The organism is Sinomicrobium weinanense (assembly GCF_018863395.1).
GTDB lineage: Bacteria > Bacteroidota > Bacteroidia > Flavobacteriales > Flavobacteriaceae > Sinomicrobium > Sinomicrobium weinanense.
In genome coordinates this window covers 173,387-189,741 of record NZ_JAHKRR010000006.1, presented here as the reverse complement: position 1 = coordinate 189,741, position 16,355 = coordinate 173,387, and the positions used below count along the sequence as shown (strand labels likewise).

The following is a 16,355-nucleotide window of genomic DNA, read 5'->3' as shown; positions in this document are numbered from 1 at the left end:
TTTTTGGAATATTTTATAGTGTATTTTTTCGCCAGACGAAGGTATTTTGAGGGGCATAGCCATAGACCGAAAAATAGCTGAAGTATGGCGGAAAAAGATGCATAAAAGAGCCAAAGGATAAATTCAAAACAGTTTCTAAAAAAACAGGAGGGAGTTCAACCAAAATCACAATGGAAAAATAATTTCCCTGCGATTTGCTTTTTAAATTACTAACCCATCAAACTACACAGTCCTTTTTTAAGAAGTCCGCAAAAAACACCCCGGTTCTCTATCATCATTAAGAACCTCTATCAACCTATAAAATATTATAATCTAAGATGATATTGTCCCTCGGGATACTATGCTATTTTTGCAGTAGAAAATATTAAACCAATAAAAATACTATTTATGGCATTAGTAGGTAAAAAGTTCCCAAACATAGCTGTTGACGCTATGAACGACATGGGTGATACATTCAAAGTGAATGTATTGGAAGAAGCAGTTAAAAACAACAAAAAAGTGATATTGTTCTGGTATCCGAAAGACTTTACTTTCGTTTGCCCTACGGAACTGCACGCTTTCCAGGCTGCTTTGCCCGAGTTCGACAAAAGAAATACTGTAGTAATAGGAGCTTCCTGTGACACTGCCGAAGTACACTTCGCATGGCTCAACACTCCCAAAGACAACGGGGGAATAGAGGGTGTAACCTATCCGCTGCTGGCAGACAGCAACCGTAACCTCGCCAACATGCTGCGTATACTCGACCTTCAGTCTGAAGTATACAACGAAGATACCGATTCTTACGTTTACGAAGGTGATAACGTAACTTACAGGGCTACTTTCCTCATTGACGAAGAAGGTACCGTATTCCACGAAAGTGTAAACCACATGCCCGTAGGACGAAACGTCAATGAGTTTTTACGCCTCATCGACGCTTATGCCCACGTACAGAAAAACGGCGAAGTTTGCCCTGCTAACTGGGAAGACGGTAAAGAAGCCATGTCTGCAACCAGAACAGGAGTTGCCGAGTACCTGAGTGCAAACTAAAGAGTTGCAGGTTAAAGGTTGCAGGTTTTAATTCGACCTGCAACCTGTAACCCTCAACCAGCAACCAACAAGTTAAATTTTGGTGTTTGGTTTCCCGACTTCACCGATACCTGGTTTTGTTTTAAAACAAAAGTATGGATCCCCCACGATGAAGTCGGGATACTTTTACCCCATCCCGGGCACGATATGGATTTACCGGGACAATTTTTGAATTTTCGATTTAATTGAGAGCATTATGATACAGGAATTAGACAAAGACAACTTATCTGAAGTTGTAGGCGGAAACGATACGGTATTTGTACAATATTCGGCCGGCTGGTGCGGTAATTGCCGGATCATGAAGCCGAAATTCAAGAAATTTGCTTCGGAAACGGAAAACGCTGCATTTGTCGTGGCAGATGCTGAAAAATTCCCGGAATCCAGGAAACTGGCCAATGTTGACAACCTCCCTACCTTTGCCGCTTTTAAGAACGGGCAACTGGTAAACCAGGTTCAGACCAACAAAACCGACGTTTTAAAATCGTTCATTGACGAAAACAAGTAATGCAATGGACAAATGACCGATGACCGGTGACGGTTGCTATATATAAAAACATCTGTCACCGGTCACCGGTCCCCTGTCTAAAAAACAAATACATGAAATTACCTATCATAAAACATCTGGCCAATTTTATAGAAGAGAACGACCAGGACTATGTTATTGAAGCCATAGAAACCCTGGAGGCGCTCACCGAGGTTCCTTCTCTCAAAGATGAAGAGCTGGATGTTATAGGAGAACTGATCTCCAATATGTACGGCGCGGTTGAAGTAGATAAAATGGTCAAAGAAGGCAAGCCGCAAAAAGAGGCCCTCAACACCTTTATGAGCAGGGTTTTGGGCTCAATAGACAAATAATATACCCCCTCCCGGTTGGGAAAAAATTGCTAATGATCCTCTTTCCGTCCTTTTCGGAAAGGGGATTTTTTGTACCGGCAGTGTGGGTTAAAAGATTGAATCCATGTTAAACATTTCAATCTCATTCAATCTCCCGGCATAACCGGATCAATCTCCTATCAATCTTCTACCAATCTCCTTCCACCTTACAGCTCCGACAACAAACCACACTCAAATATTACCACTTCGTTCCCACCTGCTATGGCAGGTTCGTGTACCTCACAAGTTCGGTTTCCAAAAACAAAATTTAGACAGTTTCTTAAAGTTTGGCTATCTTTACCTTTCTTATATGGCCGGCTCCGGTTATAAACATACCATGTAAATCACAAAAAATATAAAAAATGGCAACAGTAACACTCAAAGGAAATGCAATACACACTGCCGGCAACCTGCCCGGGGTCAATGACAAAGCTCCTGTTTTCTCACTGGTAAAGAACGACCTTTCTTCAGCTTCTCTCGAGGATTTTAAAGGAAAAAAACTGGTACTGAACATTTTTCCGAGTGTCGATACCGGAACCTGTGCCGCATCGGTCAGGAAATTCAACCAGGAAGCGGCAAATCTCGAAAACACGACCGTACTGTGTATCTCACGAGACCTTCCCTTCGCCCAGGCCCGTTTTTGCGGTGCCGAAGGCCTGGACAATGTCATTACCCTGTCTGATTTCAGGGATCGGAATTTCGGGAAAGATTACGGTGTGGAATTTGTTGACGGCCCTCTTTCCGGACTGCTTTCCAGGTCGGTAGTGGTCCTCGATGAAAATGGCGTAGTACGCCATGCCCAACAGGTCGCCGAAACCGTAGACGAACCCGATTATGATGCTGCTCTCGAAGCATTGAAATAATTCTCCGGAAAAAATAAAGGGCAGTTAGCCGACTAAGAATATACGGCCAGCTGCCTTTTGTTCGTATTCAATCCCCTAAAAATGGGTCCTTTCCTCAAAAACAGGTTAAAAAGCATCCACTATGCTGCAAGGGGTGCCCTGATCCTTCTCAGGACGGAAGCCAGTATCAAGGTACAGCTCGCCATTGCCATTGCAGTGACTGTTGCAGGTTTTTACTTTAATATATCTGCCCTGGAATGGGCCATACAAATCATTACCATAGCATTGGTCATGAGTATTGAAGGGGTAAACACCGCCATAGAAAAGATGGCCGACTTTATCCATCCGGACCATCATCACAAGATCGGAACTATCAAGGATATTTCTGCCGGAGCTGTCTTTATAGCTGCCGTTATGGCTGTTATTGTAGGTGGTATTATCTATATTCCAAAAATATTTTAAAAATATATTTGAATCCTGTACGTTTGTAATTTGTATTTTTGCCTTGAGCTTGCCGGGGCAAGTACATAAAACCTAACGTATATAATGGCTAGAAAAAGGAATAGAAAAAAAGCTACTTCAACAAAGCCCAAAACCTCAAGATTTACTTTTTCAAAACAAAATAAGATCATTCTCGGGAGCCTGGGTATGTTGCTGAGCATTGCTCTCTGCATTGCTTTTGTTTCTTTCTTTTTTACCTGGCAGCAAGACCAGAGCCTACTGTCTGAGTTTGCCGACAGAAATGCAGAAGCCAAAAACTGGCTCAACAAATTCGGAGCTTCGGTGAGCCACCTGTTCATTTACAAAGGTTTTGGACTGGCAGCATTCCTGTTTATCTATCTTTTTTTCCTCACAGGGCTTCACTGGTTTATAGGCCTTGACCGGAAAAAGGTGGTCAATCACTGGGTCTGGGGTATCCTGGCCATTATATGGCTGTCTGTCTTTCTCGGTTTCTTTGCGGTAAAAGCTCCCTTGCTCGGTGGTATTGTAGGATATGAAATGAATGATTTTCTGCAGGACTATGTCGGAAAGACAGGGGTTATCCTCCTCCTGCTTTTCGGACTTATCGTATTTGCAGTCAAAAAAATGAAGATCACCCCCGAGAAGATCGGCAACTATTTTGCAGGAGTGCGGGATGGTGTACGTCGCGATTTCCGCAAGGCCCATACAGAAACACCCGTTCCCGAAGAAAAAGAAGAAGGATCCATAAAAACAGGCGGGGAAGCCAAATCGCCCTTCGAAGAGGCCCTGGAAAAACAGGAAAAAAGTCCCGCTATACCCGGTTATTCCAATATAGACAAAACCTCCGATGTAGATATCGAAAATTCCTTTGAAGTAAAACTGGCCACGGAAAAAGAAGATACGGATCTTCCGTCGGTTAAGGAAAAACGGGAGGATCGGGGAAGTGAAAAACACGACGAGATCAAAATGGAAGTGGAAAAGGTCGAGGAAGAAATGGAAGAAACAGACATTCTTTCCGATAAACTGGTGCAGGATTTCGGCGAATTCGACCCCACACTCGAGCTTGGTAATTACCAGTTCCCTTCACTCGAGTTGCTGAACGACCACGGCGGACAAAGCGGTATTACCATCAACCAGGAAGAGCTGGAAGAAAACAAAAACAGGATCGTAGAGACCCTGAAGCACTATAAAATAGACATTTCCCAGATCAAGGCTACTATCGGTCCTACGATAACCTTATATGAGATCGTTCCTGCCGCAGGGGTCAGGATCTCCAGGATCAAAAACCTGGAAGATGATATAGCTCTATCCCTTGCCGCACTGGGTATACGGATCATCGCTCCCATACCGGGCAAAGGAACCATCGGTATCGAAGTGCCCAACAAGAACCCCTCTACGGTTTCCATGCGGTCGGTTATCGCTTCGTCGCGTTTCCGGAATGCCGAAATGGAGCTTCCCGTGGCCCTGGGCAAGAACATCAGCAATGAGACTTTTGTGGTGGACCTGGCCAAAATGCCCCACCTGCTTATGGCCGGTGCTACCGGACAGGGAAAATCGGTTGGATTGAACGCCATACTCACCTCACTGCTATACAAAAAGCATCCGGCCGAGGTAAAATTTGTGCTGGTTGACCCGAAAAAGGTAGAACTCACTCTCTTCAACAAGATCGAAAGGCATTACCTGGCCAAACTTCCCGATACGGAAGAAGCCATTATTACAGACAACACCAAGGTGATCAACACCCTGAACTCGCTCTGTATAGAAATGGACAACCGCTACGAACTATTGAAAGATGCCATGGTTCGTAATATCAAGGAATACAACGCCAAGTTCAAGGCCCGAAAGCTAAACCCTAACAACGGGCATAAGTTTCTGCCATATATCGTACTGGTGGTAGATGAATTTGCCGACCTTATCATGACCGCCGGAAAAGAGGTAGAGACCCCTATTGCACGGCTGGCCCAACTGGCCCGTGCCATCGGTATTCACCTTATCATTGCCACACAACGGCCTTCGGTAAACGTGATCACCGGTATTATCAAGGCCAACTTCCCGGCGAGGATCGCTTTCCGCGTGACCTCCAAGATCGACTCCAGGACCATCCTGGACAGCCAGGGCGCCGATCAGCTCATTGGCCGGGGAGATATGCTCTATACCCAGGGCAATGACCTTTCCCGACTGCAGTGTGCCTTTGTAGACACTCCCGAAGTCGCTAAAATAACCGACTTCATTGGTTCCCAGAAAGCCTATCCCGACGCTCATATGCTTCCCGAATACGTCGGTGAAGAGTCTGGCACGAGTCTTGATATAGATGCTGAGGAGCGGGATGCCCTTTTCAAAGAAGCAGCAGAAGTAATTGTTATCGCCCAACAGGGATCGGCATCCTTATTGCAACGAAAATTGAAACTGGGCTATAACCGGGCCGGCAGGATCATTGACCAGCTCGAAGCCGCAGGGATCGTAGGCCCCTTTGAAGGGAGCAAGGCAAGGCAAGTGCTCATACCAGACACTTATGCCCTCGAACAGTTTTTGAACAACGAACAGAATAAGAACGAATAAACAGACGCAGAATTTCAGGATATATGGCATAGGACCGGTTTAGTCCATGACATGCAATATATCCTGAAGCCCTATGTCAAACCATTACAAATATTTACAGATGAAAACAGTGAATGATATCAGAAAGATCGTTACCATCATCGCTTTATTGCTTGCGGGATTCGGATATGCCCAGGATTCCGGAAAAGCCAAAGCCTTGCTGGATGAAGTGTATCAGAAAGTAAAGGGCTACGACAATATCTATGTAGATTTTAAATATGCCCTGAACAACAAAGCAGAAAATATCCGCCAGGAAACCCGGGGAGATGTTACCATCCAGGGAAACAAATACCTTTTCAACTATCTCGGTGCTACCAAGATATTTGACGGTAACAAGGTCGTAACCATCATCCCGGAAAATGAGGAAGTGGTGATAGAAAGTCCGGATGTGGAAGAAGACAACGCCATTACTCCGTCTAAAATGCTCACTTTTTACCGCGAAGGTTATAATTATAGCTGGGATAAACAGGAAAATGTACGAGGCAGGCAGATACAGTATATTAAACTGGTACCCATTGACACCAATGCAGAAATGAAGGAGATCCTTCTGGGTATTGACGCCCAGACCAAACATATTTACGATCTGATACAAACAGGCAAGAACGGGACGAAGACCACGATCACCGTCAACTCGTTCAAAACCGATCAGCCTTTGTCCGGCAACCTCTTTAAATTCAACGCCAAGAAGTACGAGGACGAAGGATATTACATCATAGAACAATAATGCAAAGTCAGAAGTACCAAGTACGAAGTCAGAACTGAAACTTCGTACTTTATACTTTGTACTTCGTACTTTATACTTTGTACTTTTGAATTAATTTGCATTGAAAATATTAGACCGATATATCCTGTCTCGATTCCTGATCAATTTCATCAGCAGCTTTGGCATACTGATGATCATTTTTATTTTCCAGGCCATATGGTTATTTATCGATGACCTTGCCGGGAAGGGACTGGATCTTTGGGTTATCGGAAAGTTCCTGCTCTATTACTCCCCCAGCCTGGTACCCACAGTACTGCCGTTTACCGTACTCCTGGCCTCCCTGATGACTTTCGGGAGTTTTGCCGAGAACTATGAGTTTGCCGCGATGAAATCTTCCGGGATCTCCCTTTACAGAGCCATGCGAAGCCTCATCGTATTTATGATAGCACTGGGAGGGTTTACCTTTTATTTTGCCAACAGTGTTATTCCCCGCGCAGAGTTCAAGGCCTATAACCTGAAGAAGAATATCGCCAAGGTTAAACCCGCCATGGCCATTTCCGAAGGTATGTTCAACGATATACAGGAAATGAATATCAAGGTGGAGAAAAAACACGGGGATAATGACAGGCTGCTGGACAATGTTATCCTGCATAAAAAGGATTCCAGAGGAGAGAACAAGACAGTCATAAAAGCTAAAAAAGGAGAGCTTATCAGCAATGAAAAATCCGACATCCTGAAGTTAAAACTCATGGACGGGTATTACTACGAAGACCAAAAGCCCAGCAATCCGAGAAATATTGACAACTACCCGCATGCCAAGGCCAAATTCGAGATCTACACCATGAATGTGGACCTCTCCGAACTGAACGATGTGGATTTCGAAGACGAAAGTTACAACACCTACAAAATGTATAATGTCACTGAGCTGGACTATCTTATCGATTCCATAGCTCAAAACAACAGCACCACCGTGCGCAACTTCAGCGACAACATATACAAGCGTACGGGCATTACCATGCTGAACCGCCCTTTAAACAATAACAAAAAAGAAAAAGACACTACGGTCACACTCCAAAAGGAGAAAACGATACCCTTGCAGGGAGTGCATATGCTGGACTTACTGGAAGACCGGAAAAAAGGGCAGGTGATCGATATAGCGTTGAGCAATATTACCAACATTGTCAACACTATAAACAGCAAGAAGAAAGAACTGCAAAGAAAAGACATGGTACTGAACTATTATATTATGGCCATGCACAGCAAATACGCCCTCGCTTTTGCCTGTGTGATCCTCTTCTTTGTGGGCGCTCCGCTCGGGGCCATTATACGTAAAGGAGGAATAGGGCTGCCCATGGTTGTCGGCATTGTCCTTTTCCTCACCTATCACTTCCTTGGCATGTTTGCCAGAAACTACGCCAAAGATGCCAGCATCCCCCCTATTCTGGGCTCCTGGTTATCCACACTTATCATGCTTCCCCTCGGAATATTTCTCACCAGGAGAGCTACTGCAGACAAAGGGGTACTGAATGTAGACAGCATTACGGAACCCATTCGAAAACTGTTCGGAAAACTTAAAAAGAAGGATGACGGATAGGTTGGTATTCGGTATTCGGTGATCGGTGTGTTAGATACTGATTACTGACTACCGAACACCCCTCAATTTTTCCCGGGACGGGCTTAAAGCCGAGGGAAAATTGGGTATCTTTGTTGTCTAAAATCCATAACGATGAATACCACCACAATGGAAGAACAGGAAATAAAACTGAATACCATAGAAGAAGCCATTGCCGACATACGCGAAGGAAAAATAATTATCGTCGTTGACGATGAGGACAGGGAAAATGAGGGTGATTTTGTTGCCGCCTCGGAAATGGTTTCCCCCGAGATGATCAACTTCATGGCTACGCACGGTCGGGGGCTTATTTGTGCCCCGCTCACTGAAAAGAGATGTAAAGAACTGGAACTTAGCGCCATGGTAACCAACAATACAGACCCCATGGAAACCGCTTTTACCGTATCTGTCGACCTGAAAGGCAAAGGGGTGTCCACGGGAATTTCTGCCGGAGACCGGGCCAAGACTGTTAAAGCGCTGATCGACCCGGACACCAAACCTTTTGAACTGGCCAGGCCCGGACATATATTTCCGCTTATTGCCAAAGAAGGCGGAGTATTGCGCCGAACAGGCCACACCGAAGCTGCCATCGATTTTGCCCGGCTTGCCGGGTTAAAACCGGCAGGGGTTATCGTAGAGGTCATGAACGAAGATGGCTCCATGGCCCGATTACCGCAACTGGCAGAGATCGCCAAAAAACTGGACCTCAAGCTGGTATCGATAGAAGACCTTATCGCCTATCGTATGCAACACGACAGCCTCATTGAGAAAAAAGAGGATTTCGACATCAAGACCCGCTTCGGTGATTTCCGCTTACGGGCTTATGTACAAACCACAAACAACCAGGTACACATTGCCCTGACCAAAGGTAACTGGAAACTCGGAGACCCCGTGCTTACCCGGATCAACTCTACCCTGGTAAACAATGACATCCTGGGTACACTAACCAACAACCTGGACAAAAAACTGGACAACATGTTCCGGGTGATCAACGAGGAAGGGCGTGGTGCCATTGTGTTCATTAACCAGCAAAACCAGTCGCTGAACCTGCTGCAACGCCTGGGGCACTTAAAAGAACTGCAGAGCGAGGATGTTGTAAAAGCCCCGAAAGTAGTACTCGACCGGAAAGATTTCGGCATAGGTGCCCAGATCCTTCACGACCTGGACATCTCCAAAATACGCCTGGTATCCAATTCCGAACAGACCAAACGTGTGGGTATCATAGGCTACGGGCTGGAGATTGTGGAATATGTGAATTATTGAAGTACAAAGTTAGAGGTACGAAATACGAAGTAAATAACGGAATTTCATACTTCGTACCTCTAACTTCGTACTTCTAACCTTTAACTGCCTTTACCATCTTTTCCGCTCTCCTGTTGACTTCTTCTTCCGTCCAGCCCAGTTTAATGAGTACGGAGATCGTGCGTCCGATAATGGCATTGGAAGCAGAGAAATCACGGTTTTTATAATCCGGCATCCCATCGATGATCTCCTGCGGTAATTTCCCCGGGGATCTCAGGTCTTTGAGGTGGTCCCATTTCTTGATGTAATGCCAGTTGTTGTCGTACCAGTAAAAGCAGCCGTCCACCCCTGCTTCTCCAAGGGCTTTATGCGCTTTCCGGGCAGCGGCTTCGTCCGGAAGGAAAAAGCTCAGGAAAGAATAGTTTTCTTCCGCTTCTTCCGGGACACGCCTGAATGTTATTCCGGGAACCACGCTCAAGGCTTCACGAAAAATGGTATAGTTTTTTTTCTGTATCTCAAGGAATTCGTCCAGCCTGGATATCTGTGCCAGTCCCACTGCGGCGTGCAGTTCGGATATACGGTAATTATACCCCAGGAAAGGGTGTTGCTCCGCTCCCCTGTCCTGTCCTACATGGTCGTGTCCATGGTCGGAATAGTGGTCGGCATTTTCAGCATATTTGGCATTGTCCGTAATGATCCCCCCACCTTCGCCACAGGTTATGGTCTTTACATAATCAAAAGAAAAGCAGCCCAGGTCGCCATAGCTTCCCAGCGGCCTGCCTTCGTAAGTAGCCCCGATCGCCTGGCAGGCATCTTCGAGTAATAGCAGGCCATGCTTCTCGCAAATGGCCTTCAGCTCCTTTAATTGTGCGGAAGATCCGCACATATGTACAGGCATCACCACCCTGGTCCGGGGGGTTACAGCCTTTTCTACCGCTACGGGGTCGAGGGTCAGGGTATCGTCTATATCCACCAGTACGGGAACAGCCCCCACGGCCATGAGCGATTCAAAGCTGGCCACAAAGGTAAAGGTAGGCATGATCACCTCATCGCCCGCCCCTACTCCGGCGCTGGCCAGGGCCACGGTAAGTGCGGCGGTGCCGCTGCTCACCAGTTGAGCGTGTTTGCTTTGCATCCTCCGGCACAATGCCGCTTCCAGTTCTTTTGCTTTCCAGTGGCCTTTGCGCATGCCGTCAAAGCCATATCGCATCAGGACACCGGTGTCCAGCACATCATTGAGATGTTTTCGTTCTGTATCTCCGAAGAGTTCAAATCCGGGCATATTCTATAAGTATTGAGTTATTGGATTATTTCGTTATAAATTAAGGGAATACCGGGGGTACCCGGGACAAAAAAGCAGAAATGGTGATAGCTTTGTTCATCATCCGGCAACTTCGGGCTTACCGGAAATTATCTGATCTCTATAACGCTTTCGCTGATCTCCTTTCTTACCTTTTCCATGGTTGAACACTCATCCTGCTCCGAACGGTAGCCCACGGGCATGATCAATACCGATTTCAGGCCTTCTTTTCCGAGCTTGAGCACCTTGTCGAATTTATCAGGGAGAAAACCTTCCATGGGGCAGGCGTCTATTTTTTCAACAGCACACACGGTAAGCAGGTTACCCATGGCCAGATAGGCCTGGTTCCTGGCCCATGCTTCTATCTCTTCACTGGTCTTTTTGTTAAAGTCGGCAATGAGGAAATCCCGGTACGGCTTTAATATTTCTTCTGAGGTATTGCGCACCGCTTTTACTTTATCGAAATAACTGCGTATGAATTCCTCGTCTATAACCTTTTCTATACAAAAGACGAAAAGATGTGAAGCATCGACCACCTGCTGCTGGCCAAAGGCGTGGGGCAGCAGCTCTTCCATTTTTTCCTGATCGCTCAGGATAACGAGCTTTACGGGCTGCAATCCAAAGGAAAGTGCCGTAAGGTTAAACGCTTCCTTGAGTGTTTCTATCTGGTTGTCCTCCAACTTACGGGCAGCATCAAATTTTTTGGTGGCATAGCGCCATCGCAATTGTTCAATTATATTCATCCTAATATTATTTTGGGTAAAACTGAGGTCCAATAAGATAAACCTGTTTGCATCCCCTGACGGGGGATCCCTCTATAGATTAACCATAACAAATGTAAGAATAATGGGTAAAGAAATAGTATTTTTGGACTCCAAATTAATAACAACACCACATTATGGACCATGACATCAGGGAACGTATCAAAAACGCGGAAACCCATATATTCAAAGCCGTTTTCCCAAATACGACCAATCATTACGACACCTTATTCGGGGGTACTGCCCTGCAACTTATGGACGAGGCTTCCTTTATCTGTGCTACCCGGTTCAGCCGGAAAAAAGTGGTTACGGTGTCGACCGACAAGATCGATTTTACCAAACCCATTCCCCAGGGCACCCTGGTGGAGCTTATCGCTCATGTGATCAAAGTGGGCAGGACCAGTTGTGTGGTACAGGTAGATATCTTTATGGAGCATATGTACGAGGATATCCGTGAAAAAGCTGTGACCGGTATCTTTACCTTTGTAGCCGTGGACGACCATAAAAAACCCACCCCCATCATGGATATATAGTCCATTCAAAAGCCCTGGTATTCCTGTGGTTCAACAGTTTGCACCAGGCCTTCCCGCACTCCCGGAAAAAGCAAAAAAATGTTTTGTAAGAACAAAAAAACCTTTCTATATTTGCATCCGCTTAGGAGGAATGGCAGAGTGGTCGAATGCGGCGGTCTTGAAAACCGTTGAGGGTAACACCTCCGGGGGTTCGAATCCCTCTTCCTCCGCGAAAAAACCCTTATAACACCGGTGTTATAAGGGTTTTCTTTTTTGGTGGATAATCGCTTTTCTTTTTTTTAATCCTTATTGATATCTGGTCCTCGTTTGAGCGTAGCAGAAACGAGGACCTATCGATAAAAGCGTTTGTAACCCCTGGGAGCGCTCCAGGTCATGGAAACTACCGGAGTTTTATTTCCGGATAGGCCCGTATAAGGGAATGCGTATACACCGAACCGGGTTCGGTTTGCTGCAGAGGCAACCCGCTAAGCGGTAAACGGAACTGCGTATGCAGCAAGCCGGAGCCCTTATGCCGCATACCCATTCCCTTAAGCTCTAAACGTAACCCGGTTCGCCGCTTAGGCAACCGGGTATTGCGAGGCTTCCGTGGCACACAAAGGCCATGACGCGGAAATGTTGAATACCGCAGATAAATTTATGTGAATTTCATGGATTTCTAACTGGCAGTTTCCCTGTATTCCCAGTGCCAGGGTTCATCGATATGGGTGTTCTGGTAAAATTTATACGTTGCTGCATTGGCCTCTAACCAATCCCAGAGCCAGGTTGTACGCCAGGCATCGGTATATTTTTTCCGGGTCTTATTACGATAGGTCTTCCCATCCTGAACATTTCGTAGATCGACGGCCAGCCCGTTATTGTGATTACTGAACCCGGGGGTTGCAATACGAACCCTGATATAAGAAGCCAGGTATTGGGCCGCTTCATCGCCATGTTCCCCACCGTCTTTCTTTTTTCTTTGGGCTTCCGTGTCTGCATAGTACCCGGGAAAATAATCCTGCCACAGTTTAAACTGGTGCGAGGCCGACCGGTATGCACTGACAAGGCCTATCGTGGCATCGGCCCCGGCTTCCTCAATGGCCTCCCTTACGTTTTTGAGCATTTTAATACAGGAACCGGCCGCATTGGCCCTTAATTTAAAACGGCCTTCTACGGTACTCAGATCGGATTCGGGCACATCGGCCACGAATGTCCCCCTGGCAGAAGAGCGTTTTACATTGATATTGTAAACCTTTTTCATAAACTCCAGTTGTTCCGGGCTTGCACCGTCCCACTTTAAGCCCGAAGCGTCAATGGTCTGCTGCACGGCATAGGGAACATCGTAAGAGGATGACCTCACCAATTCCGGTTCTGCATAGTTAAAGGCCTTAACACCGGCAATAAAAGGCCTCCCCCTTAATTTTTTTCCCTTTTTCCGGGTTGGGGCCCCTGCCCCTGAAAACCTGCTTATATTTTGATAATGCATCATGGCTCTCGACTTTAATGACTGGCATCGTAAATGCCTTTCTTAAATAGTTTGATCTCTGATTTCCGGCGTTTGACCAATCCCGGTGTTCCTCTGTTGGTGACATCGGCCATTTCGTCTGCGCCTTCACTGTACTTCCCTGCGTTTATGTTCTTTTTTATCTTCGTTTCCTTGCCACCTGCACCGCCGGTATTGAGAAAATTAGCCCCCGTATTGAAGAGCAGGCTTACCAGCGCATCAAATTCGTGTTGATACAGTGGCTTTGTGATGTCCCTTTGTACGGCTTTTTCGTATTGGGGCAACCTTTTTAAGAACAATTTACCTGCTTCTTCTTTCGTTATACCGTCTTTGAACTCTTCAGGCAGGGCGATATTTTCACATTTGTCTTTCTTTATCAAATGACCGTAGCCGATAGTGCAATAACCTTCGGAATCGTTATAGGCCTTACTCCGGAACCCTTCCCATTCTTTTATAAAAGCTACCCCTTTTTTACTGGTTGTTAATTTAGAAGGGGATTCTCTCTTCTTCCCGCTCCTGGCAAATACCAGGTTTTGATACATTTTAGCATATTCCGGGGCTGTCGTGGACACCAGGTGGTTTTGCCCGGTACTTTTTACATAAGATTGTGTTTTGGGATAGAAACTTTTAGTCCTATACGTCCTAATATCATTTTCGAGTTTTATAAACCTGTTGCCCATCGCTGAAATTTTATCGGGTGCCTATTTTTCTATAACCGTACCGTCACCGTATAATTTATAGCGTTTAATCTTAATGATATCGTCCCGGCCCGTCCGGGTAAACCTGTAATTAAAGGTAACTTCGATCATGGACATGAGTTGCCCTCCCTTGTTAGATTTATAATTATTGGGGTCTACCATTAATTTCGCCTCTACGTGAAGCCCCCAGAAAACCGAGTCGTTAGAGTGTGTATGATCCATATCTATATAACCCACACTATGGCCGTTATACTTAAACCGAAGGTCGAATTTGGCTGAGGTCTCCACCAGTTTATTGACGACTTTGCCGTATACTTTTACTGTTTTTTCTTTCCAAACACCTTTATTCTTATATTTTTCTTCATCATCACTGGGATGTTTTGCTCCTTCCAAACGGGCGAGTTTTACATAAATATCGCCCTCTGCATTGTTCCATGCAAATTCAAAGATCTTCCATCCCAGGCCTGCGCCGGCAATAACGGCACCAGCCACGGCCGCAGGGGTTTTCTGAGTGGAATACACCGATCTGCTTTTTACAAACTTACCGGGGTCGCCGGTAAAGCTCTTTAAATCGCTTTCTAAAAACAAAAACCTGTTCATGACATTCTTAATTTCAATTTATCTTAAATTTTTAAATGACCTATATAGCGCAAGGCGCCATTGTAGTCTAATTGTACCAACTCTTCAGATGTTTGCGGTTGGGTATCTGACAGTTTAAGTCCTGCCTGGTCAAAAGCCTCCAGTATATTTTTAGCGCAATAAAACGCGTTATTGCCTTCGGTGCCCAGGTAGACTTTTCCCTTAAAATCCCTGCACTTCCCTGCGAGGTCGGCGGGCAGGGTTGTACAATAAGAGTCTATGACCTGCACCGCTAAATTTCTTATTATGGCCCCTTGCCCCGGAGCTTCTTTTTGCCCCGGATCTTCTTTTAATTTTTTGGCCACCGCACCGGCTTTTTCATCATTTATATCCCGATGTCTCAATCCTACGGTAGCCTTGTGGTTTTTGAGCGCTTCCTCCAGCTTTTGCTCTTTAAGGCCTTGTTTACCGGCCTCCAGATAAATACCTTCGCCCAGGTAAACCCCGGCCGAACTCAAATTTTCGGCTTTGGATTTATCCCCAGGCACCGGATCTTCGGTGCGATTGACAGACCAGAGAATGAGATCGCCCGGTTGCAGGGTTTCCGTATTGACAAAAAAGCCTCCGTTCTCCGGGGATAAGGGTTGGGTGTTCAAGAATTTTTCTGAGGTCTTTTTTGATTTTTCTGCCGATAATTTGTTCAACATATCGATGTCGTCCAGAAAATCCTCGGTCAGGACCTTATCTTCATCTTCTGTATTGACATATGATGGCTTTTTGGCTTCCTTATCATTTTCCTGCTCGTCCAGCAATTCTTTTATTTTTTTTGAAAAATCCGTATTCGTTTCCTTTTCCAGGGTATCGAATTTTTTTTCCATGGCTATGGCCCCGAAATCGTAGGTATTGGCCATTTGCATGCTCTGTGCTATTTTGTCGAAAATGGCATGTTCATTTTTTGTTTTTTTTACACCGGTATCTTCATTTTCTGCACCGGGGTTCTCTTGTGGGGATGCCCCGGGTTTTGAAGGCATGGCTTTTTCCTGGTAGTTTTGATAGTCTTTTTGGTGCTCCATGATGGCCCACAGGTCGTCTTTGAATTTCTTATCGCGTTCTTTTTCATCTTCCGGTTCCGTGACAACGGCCTCTTCTGCCCTGTCTGTATGGCTTTCCTCCCTGGTGTTGTCATCGTCATCTTCTGCCGTACCGGCTTCCGGAGCAGTATCTCCAGCGGGGGTGGCTTCTTCTTTATATTCCTCCTGAGCCCCGGCATAATCATCGTATACCGGATCATTTTCTCTTTCCGCCAGAAAATATGCATTGGCATCACTGTATTCCTCACTGCTTTGGGGATAGGCCCGCAACGGGGTGTTGCTGCTTTTCTCATTTTCATCATCCTCATATTCGTTTGCCTGCTGTGTATCGTCTTTTATCAGGCTTTCGGGCAAGGTGAGGGAAATGGGGGTATGGTCATCGTAATGGGCAATTTCAATGGCACCACCCGCTTTTTGGGGTTCTTCCACCTCCTTTTGGGCCACAGTATCCCCGCCATTTTTCTCTTCGGGGCGGCTCCCGTAATTCATAACAAAACTCTTATACTTTTCCATAAC

Annotated in this window: 16 protein-coding genes and 1 tRNA gene; 11 read left to right on the top strand and 6 right to left on the bottom strand. The window is 45.8% G+C overall.

Going from position 1 to position 16,355, the window contains the following annotated elements; genetic code table 11:
* The first annotated feature begins 387 nt into the window (after positions 1-387).
* From KN811_RS16770 to ribB, 9 genes are all read left to right on the top strand, one after another.
* Entirely contained in the window at positions 388-1,026 is a 639-nt protein-coding gene (locus KN811_RS16770) for a peroxiredoxin (protein ID WP_187963966.1), read from the top strand.
* Positions 1,027-1,264: 238 nt separating this feature from the next.
* Entirely contained in the window at positions 1,265-1,570 is a 306-nt protein-coding gene (locus KN811_RS16765) for a thioredoxin family protein (protein ID WP_216334908.1), read from the top strand.
* 92 nt (positions 1,571-1,662) lie between these two features.
* Complete coding sequence (locus tag KN811_RS16760; protein ID WP_187963964.1) at positions 1,663-1,920, top strand: DUF6952 family protein; 258 nt, start codon at positions 1,663-1,665, stop codon at positions 1,918-1,920.
* A gap of 380 nt (positions 1,921-2,300) precedes the next feature.
* Positions 2,301-2,801: a thiol peroxidase gene (gene tpx / locus KN811_RS16755; protein ID WP_187963963.1), complete on the top strand. Its 501-nt coding sequence runs from the start codon at positions 2,301-2,303 to the stop codon at positions 2,799-2,801.
* An 81-nt stretch (positions 2,802-2,882) separates the two neighbouring features.
* Positions 2,883-3,242 (top strand): diacylglycerol kinase, encoded by a 360-nt coding sequence (locus tag KN811_RS16750; RefSeq protein WP_187963962.1) that lies wholly within the window; start codon positions 2,883-2,885, stop codon positions 3,240-3,242.
* Positions 3,243-3,326: 84 nt separating this feature from the next.
* On the top strand, positions 3,327-5,801 hold the full coding sequence (locus KN811_RS16745) for a DNA translocase FtsK (protein ID WP_187963961.1): 2,475 nt from the start codon (positions 3,327-3,329) through the stop codon (positions 5,799-5,801).
* Between the two features lie 100 nt (positions 5,802-5,901).
* Positions 5,902-6,564, top strand: a complete 663-nt coding sequence (gene lolA1, locus KN811_RS16740) for an outer membrane lipoprotein periplasmic chaperone LolA1 (protein WP_223129344.1) — start codon at positions 5,902-5,904, stop codon at positions 6,562-6,564.
* Between the two features lie 100 nt (positions 6,565-6,664).
* Positions 6,665-8,137 (top strand): LptF/LptG family permease, encoded by a 1,473-nt coding sequence (locus KN811_RS16735; RefSeq protein WP_187963960.1) that lies wholly within the window; start codon positions 6,665-6,667, stop codon positions 8,135-8,137.
* 132 nt (positions 8,138-8,269) lie between these two features.
* Positions 8,270-9,418, top strand: coding sequence for a 3,4-dihydroxy-2-butanone-4-phosphate synthase (gene ribB / locus KN811_RS16730; RefSeq protein WP_247716533.1), 1,149 nt, complete (start codon positions 8,270-8,272; stop codon positions 9,416-9,418).
* A 73-nt stretch (positions 9,419-9,491) separates the two neighbouring features.
* On the opposite strand, the gene KN811_RS16725 is transcribed toward ribB, so the two are convergent.
* Complete coding sequence (locus KN811_RS16725; protein ID WP_187963959.1) at positions 9,492-10,679, bottom strand: DegT/DnrJ/EryC1/StrS family aminotransferase; 1,188 nt, start codon at positions 10,677-10,679, stop codon at positions 9,492-9,494.
* Between the two features lie 128 nt (positions 10,680-10,807).
* Positions 10,808-11,440 carry an NAD(P)H-dependent oxidoreductase gene (locus KN811_RS16720; RefSeq protein ID WP_187963958.1) on the bottom strand — a complete coding sequence of 211 codons (633 nt, stop codon included), beginning with the start codon at positions 11,438-11,440 and terminating at the stop codon, positions 10,808-10,810.
* A 155-nt stretch (positions 11,441-11,595) separates the two neighbouring features.
* Between KN811_RS16720 and KN811_RS16715 the strand changes: the two genes are divergently transcribed.
* On the top strand, positions 11,596-11,991 hold the full coding sequence (locus KN811_RS16715) for an acyl-CoA thioesterase (protein ID WP_187963957.1): 396 nt from the start codon (positions 11,596-11,598) through the stop codon (positions 11,989-11,991).
* A gap of 124 nt (positions 11,992-12,115) precedes the next feature.
* Positions 12,116-12,200 (top strand) — tRNA-Ser (locus tag KN811_RS16710).
* Positions 12,201-12,646: 446 nt separating this feature from the next.
* Here KN811_RS16710 and KN811_RS16705 read toward each other — a convergent pair.
* Genes KN811_RS16705 through KN811_RS16690 form a run of 4 tightly spaced genes read right to left on the bottom strand, consistent with a single transcriptional unit; the run spans position 12,647 to position 16,352 of the window.
* Positions 12,647-13,456 carry a M15 family metallopeptidase gene (locus KN811_RS16705; RefSeq protein WP_187963956.1) on the bottom strand — a complete coding sequence of 270 codons (810 nt, stop codon included), beginning with the start codon at positions 13,454-13,456 and terminating at the stop codon, positions 12,647-12,649.
* A gap of 11 nt (positions 13,457-13,467) precedes the next feature.
* Positions 13,468-14,151: a lysozyme gene (locus tag KN811_RS16700; protein WP_187963955.1), complete on the bottom strand. Its 684-nt coding sequence runs from the start codon at positions 14,149-14,151 to the stop codon at positions 13,468-13,470.
* Positions 14,152-14,172: 21 nt separating this feature from the next.
* The gene (locus tag KN811_RS16695; RefSeq protein WP_187963954.1) at positions 14,173-14,769 is read right to left on the bottom strand and encodes a hypothetical protein; all 597 of its coding nucleotides are present in this window, start codon (positions 14,767-14,769) and stop codon (positions 14,173-14,175) included.
* Between the two features lie 23 nt (positions 14,770-14,792).
* Positions 14,793-16,352 carry a C40 family peptidase gene (locus tag KN811_RS16690; protein ID WP_187963953.1) on the bottom strand — a complete coding sequence of 520 codons (1,560 nt, stop codon included), beginning with the start codon at positions 16,350-16,352 and terminating at the stop codon, positions 14,793-14,795.
* Positions 16,353-16,355 lie beyond the last annotated feature (3 nt).

Coding starts and splice junctions, on each gene's coding strand:
- KN811_RS16750 (WP_187963962.1), top strand. CDS start 2,883: ATGGGTCCTTTCCTCAAAAACAGGTTAAAAAGCATCCACTATGCTGCA.
- KN811_RS16760 (WP_187963964.1), top strand. CDS start 1,663: ATGAAATTACCTATCATAAAACATCTGGCCAATTTTATAGAAGAGAAC.
- KN811_RS16715 (WP_187963957.1), top strand. CDS start 11,596: ATGGACCATGACATCAGGGAACGTATCAAAAACGCGGAAACCCATATA.
- ribB (WP_247716533.1), top strand. CDS start 8,270: ATGAATACCACCACAATGGAAGAACAGGAAATAAAACTGAATACCATA.
- KN811_RS16720 (WP_187963958.1), bottom strand. CDS start 11,440: ATGAATATAATTGAACAATTGCGATGGCGCTATGCCACCAAAAAATTT.
- KN811_RS16705 (WP_187963956.1), bottom strand. CDS start 13,456: ATGATGCATTATCAAAATATAAGCAGGTTTTCAGGGGCAGGGGCCCCA.
- KN811_RS16690 (WP_187963953.1), bottom strand. CDS start 16,352: ATGGAAAAGTATAAGAGTTTTGTTATGAATTACGGGAGCCGCCCCGAA.
- KN811_RS16725 (WP_187963959.1), bottom strand. CDS start 10,679: ATGCCCGGATTTGAACTCTTCGGAGATACAGAACGAAAACATCTCAAT.
- tpx (WP_187963963.1), top strand. CDS start 2,301: ATGGCAACAGTAACACTCAAAGGAAATGCAATACACACTGCCGGCAAC.
- KN811_RS16700 (WP_187963955.1), bottom strand. CDS start 14,151: ATGGGCAACAGGTTTATAAAACTCGAAAATGATATTAGGACGTATAGG.
- KN811_RS16745 (WP_187963961.1), top strand. CDS start 3,327: ATGGCTAGAAAAAGGAATAGAAAAAAAGCTACTTCAACAAAGCCCAAA.
- KN811_RS16695 (WP_187963954.1), bottom strand. CDS start 14,769: ATGAACAGGTTTTTGTTTTTAGAAAGCGATTTAAAGAGCTTTACCGGC.
- KN811_RS16770 (WP_187963966.1), top strand. CDS start 388: ATGGCATTAGTAGGTAAAAAGTTCCCAAACATAGCTGTTGACGCTATG.
- lolA1 (WP_223129344.1), top strand. CDS start 5,902: ATGAAAACAGTGAATGATATCAGAAAGATCGTTACCATCATCGCTTTA.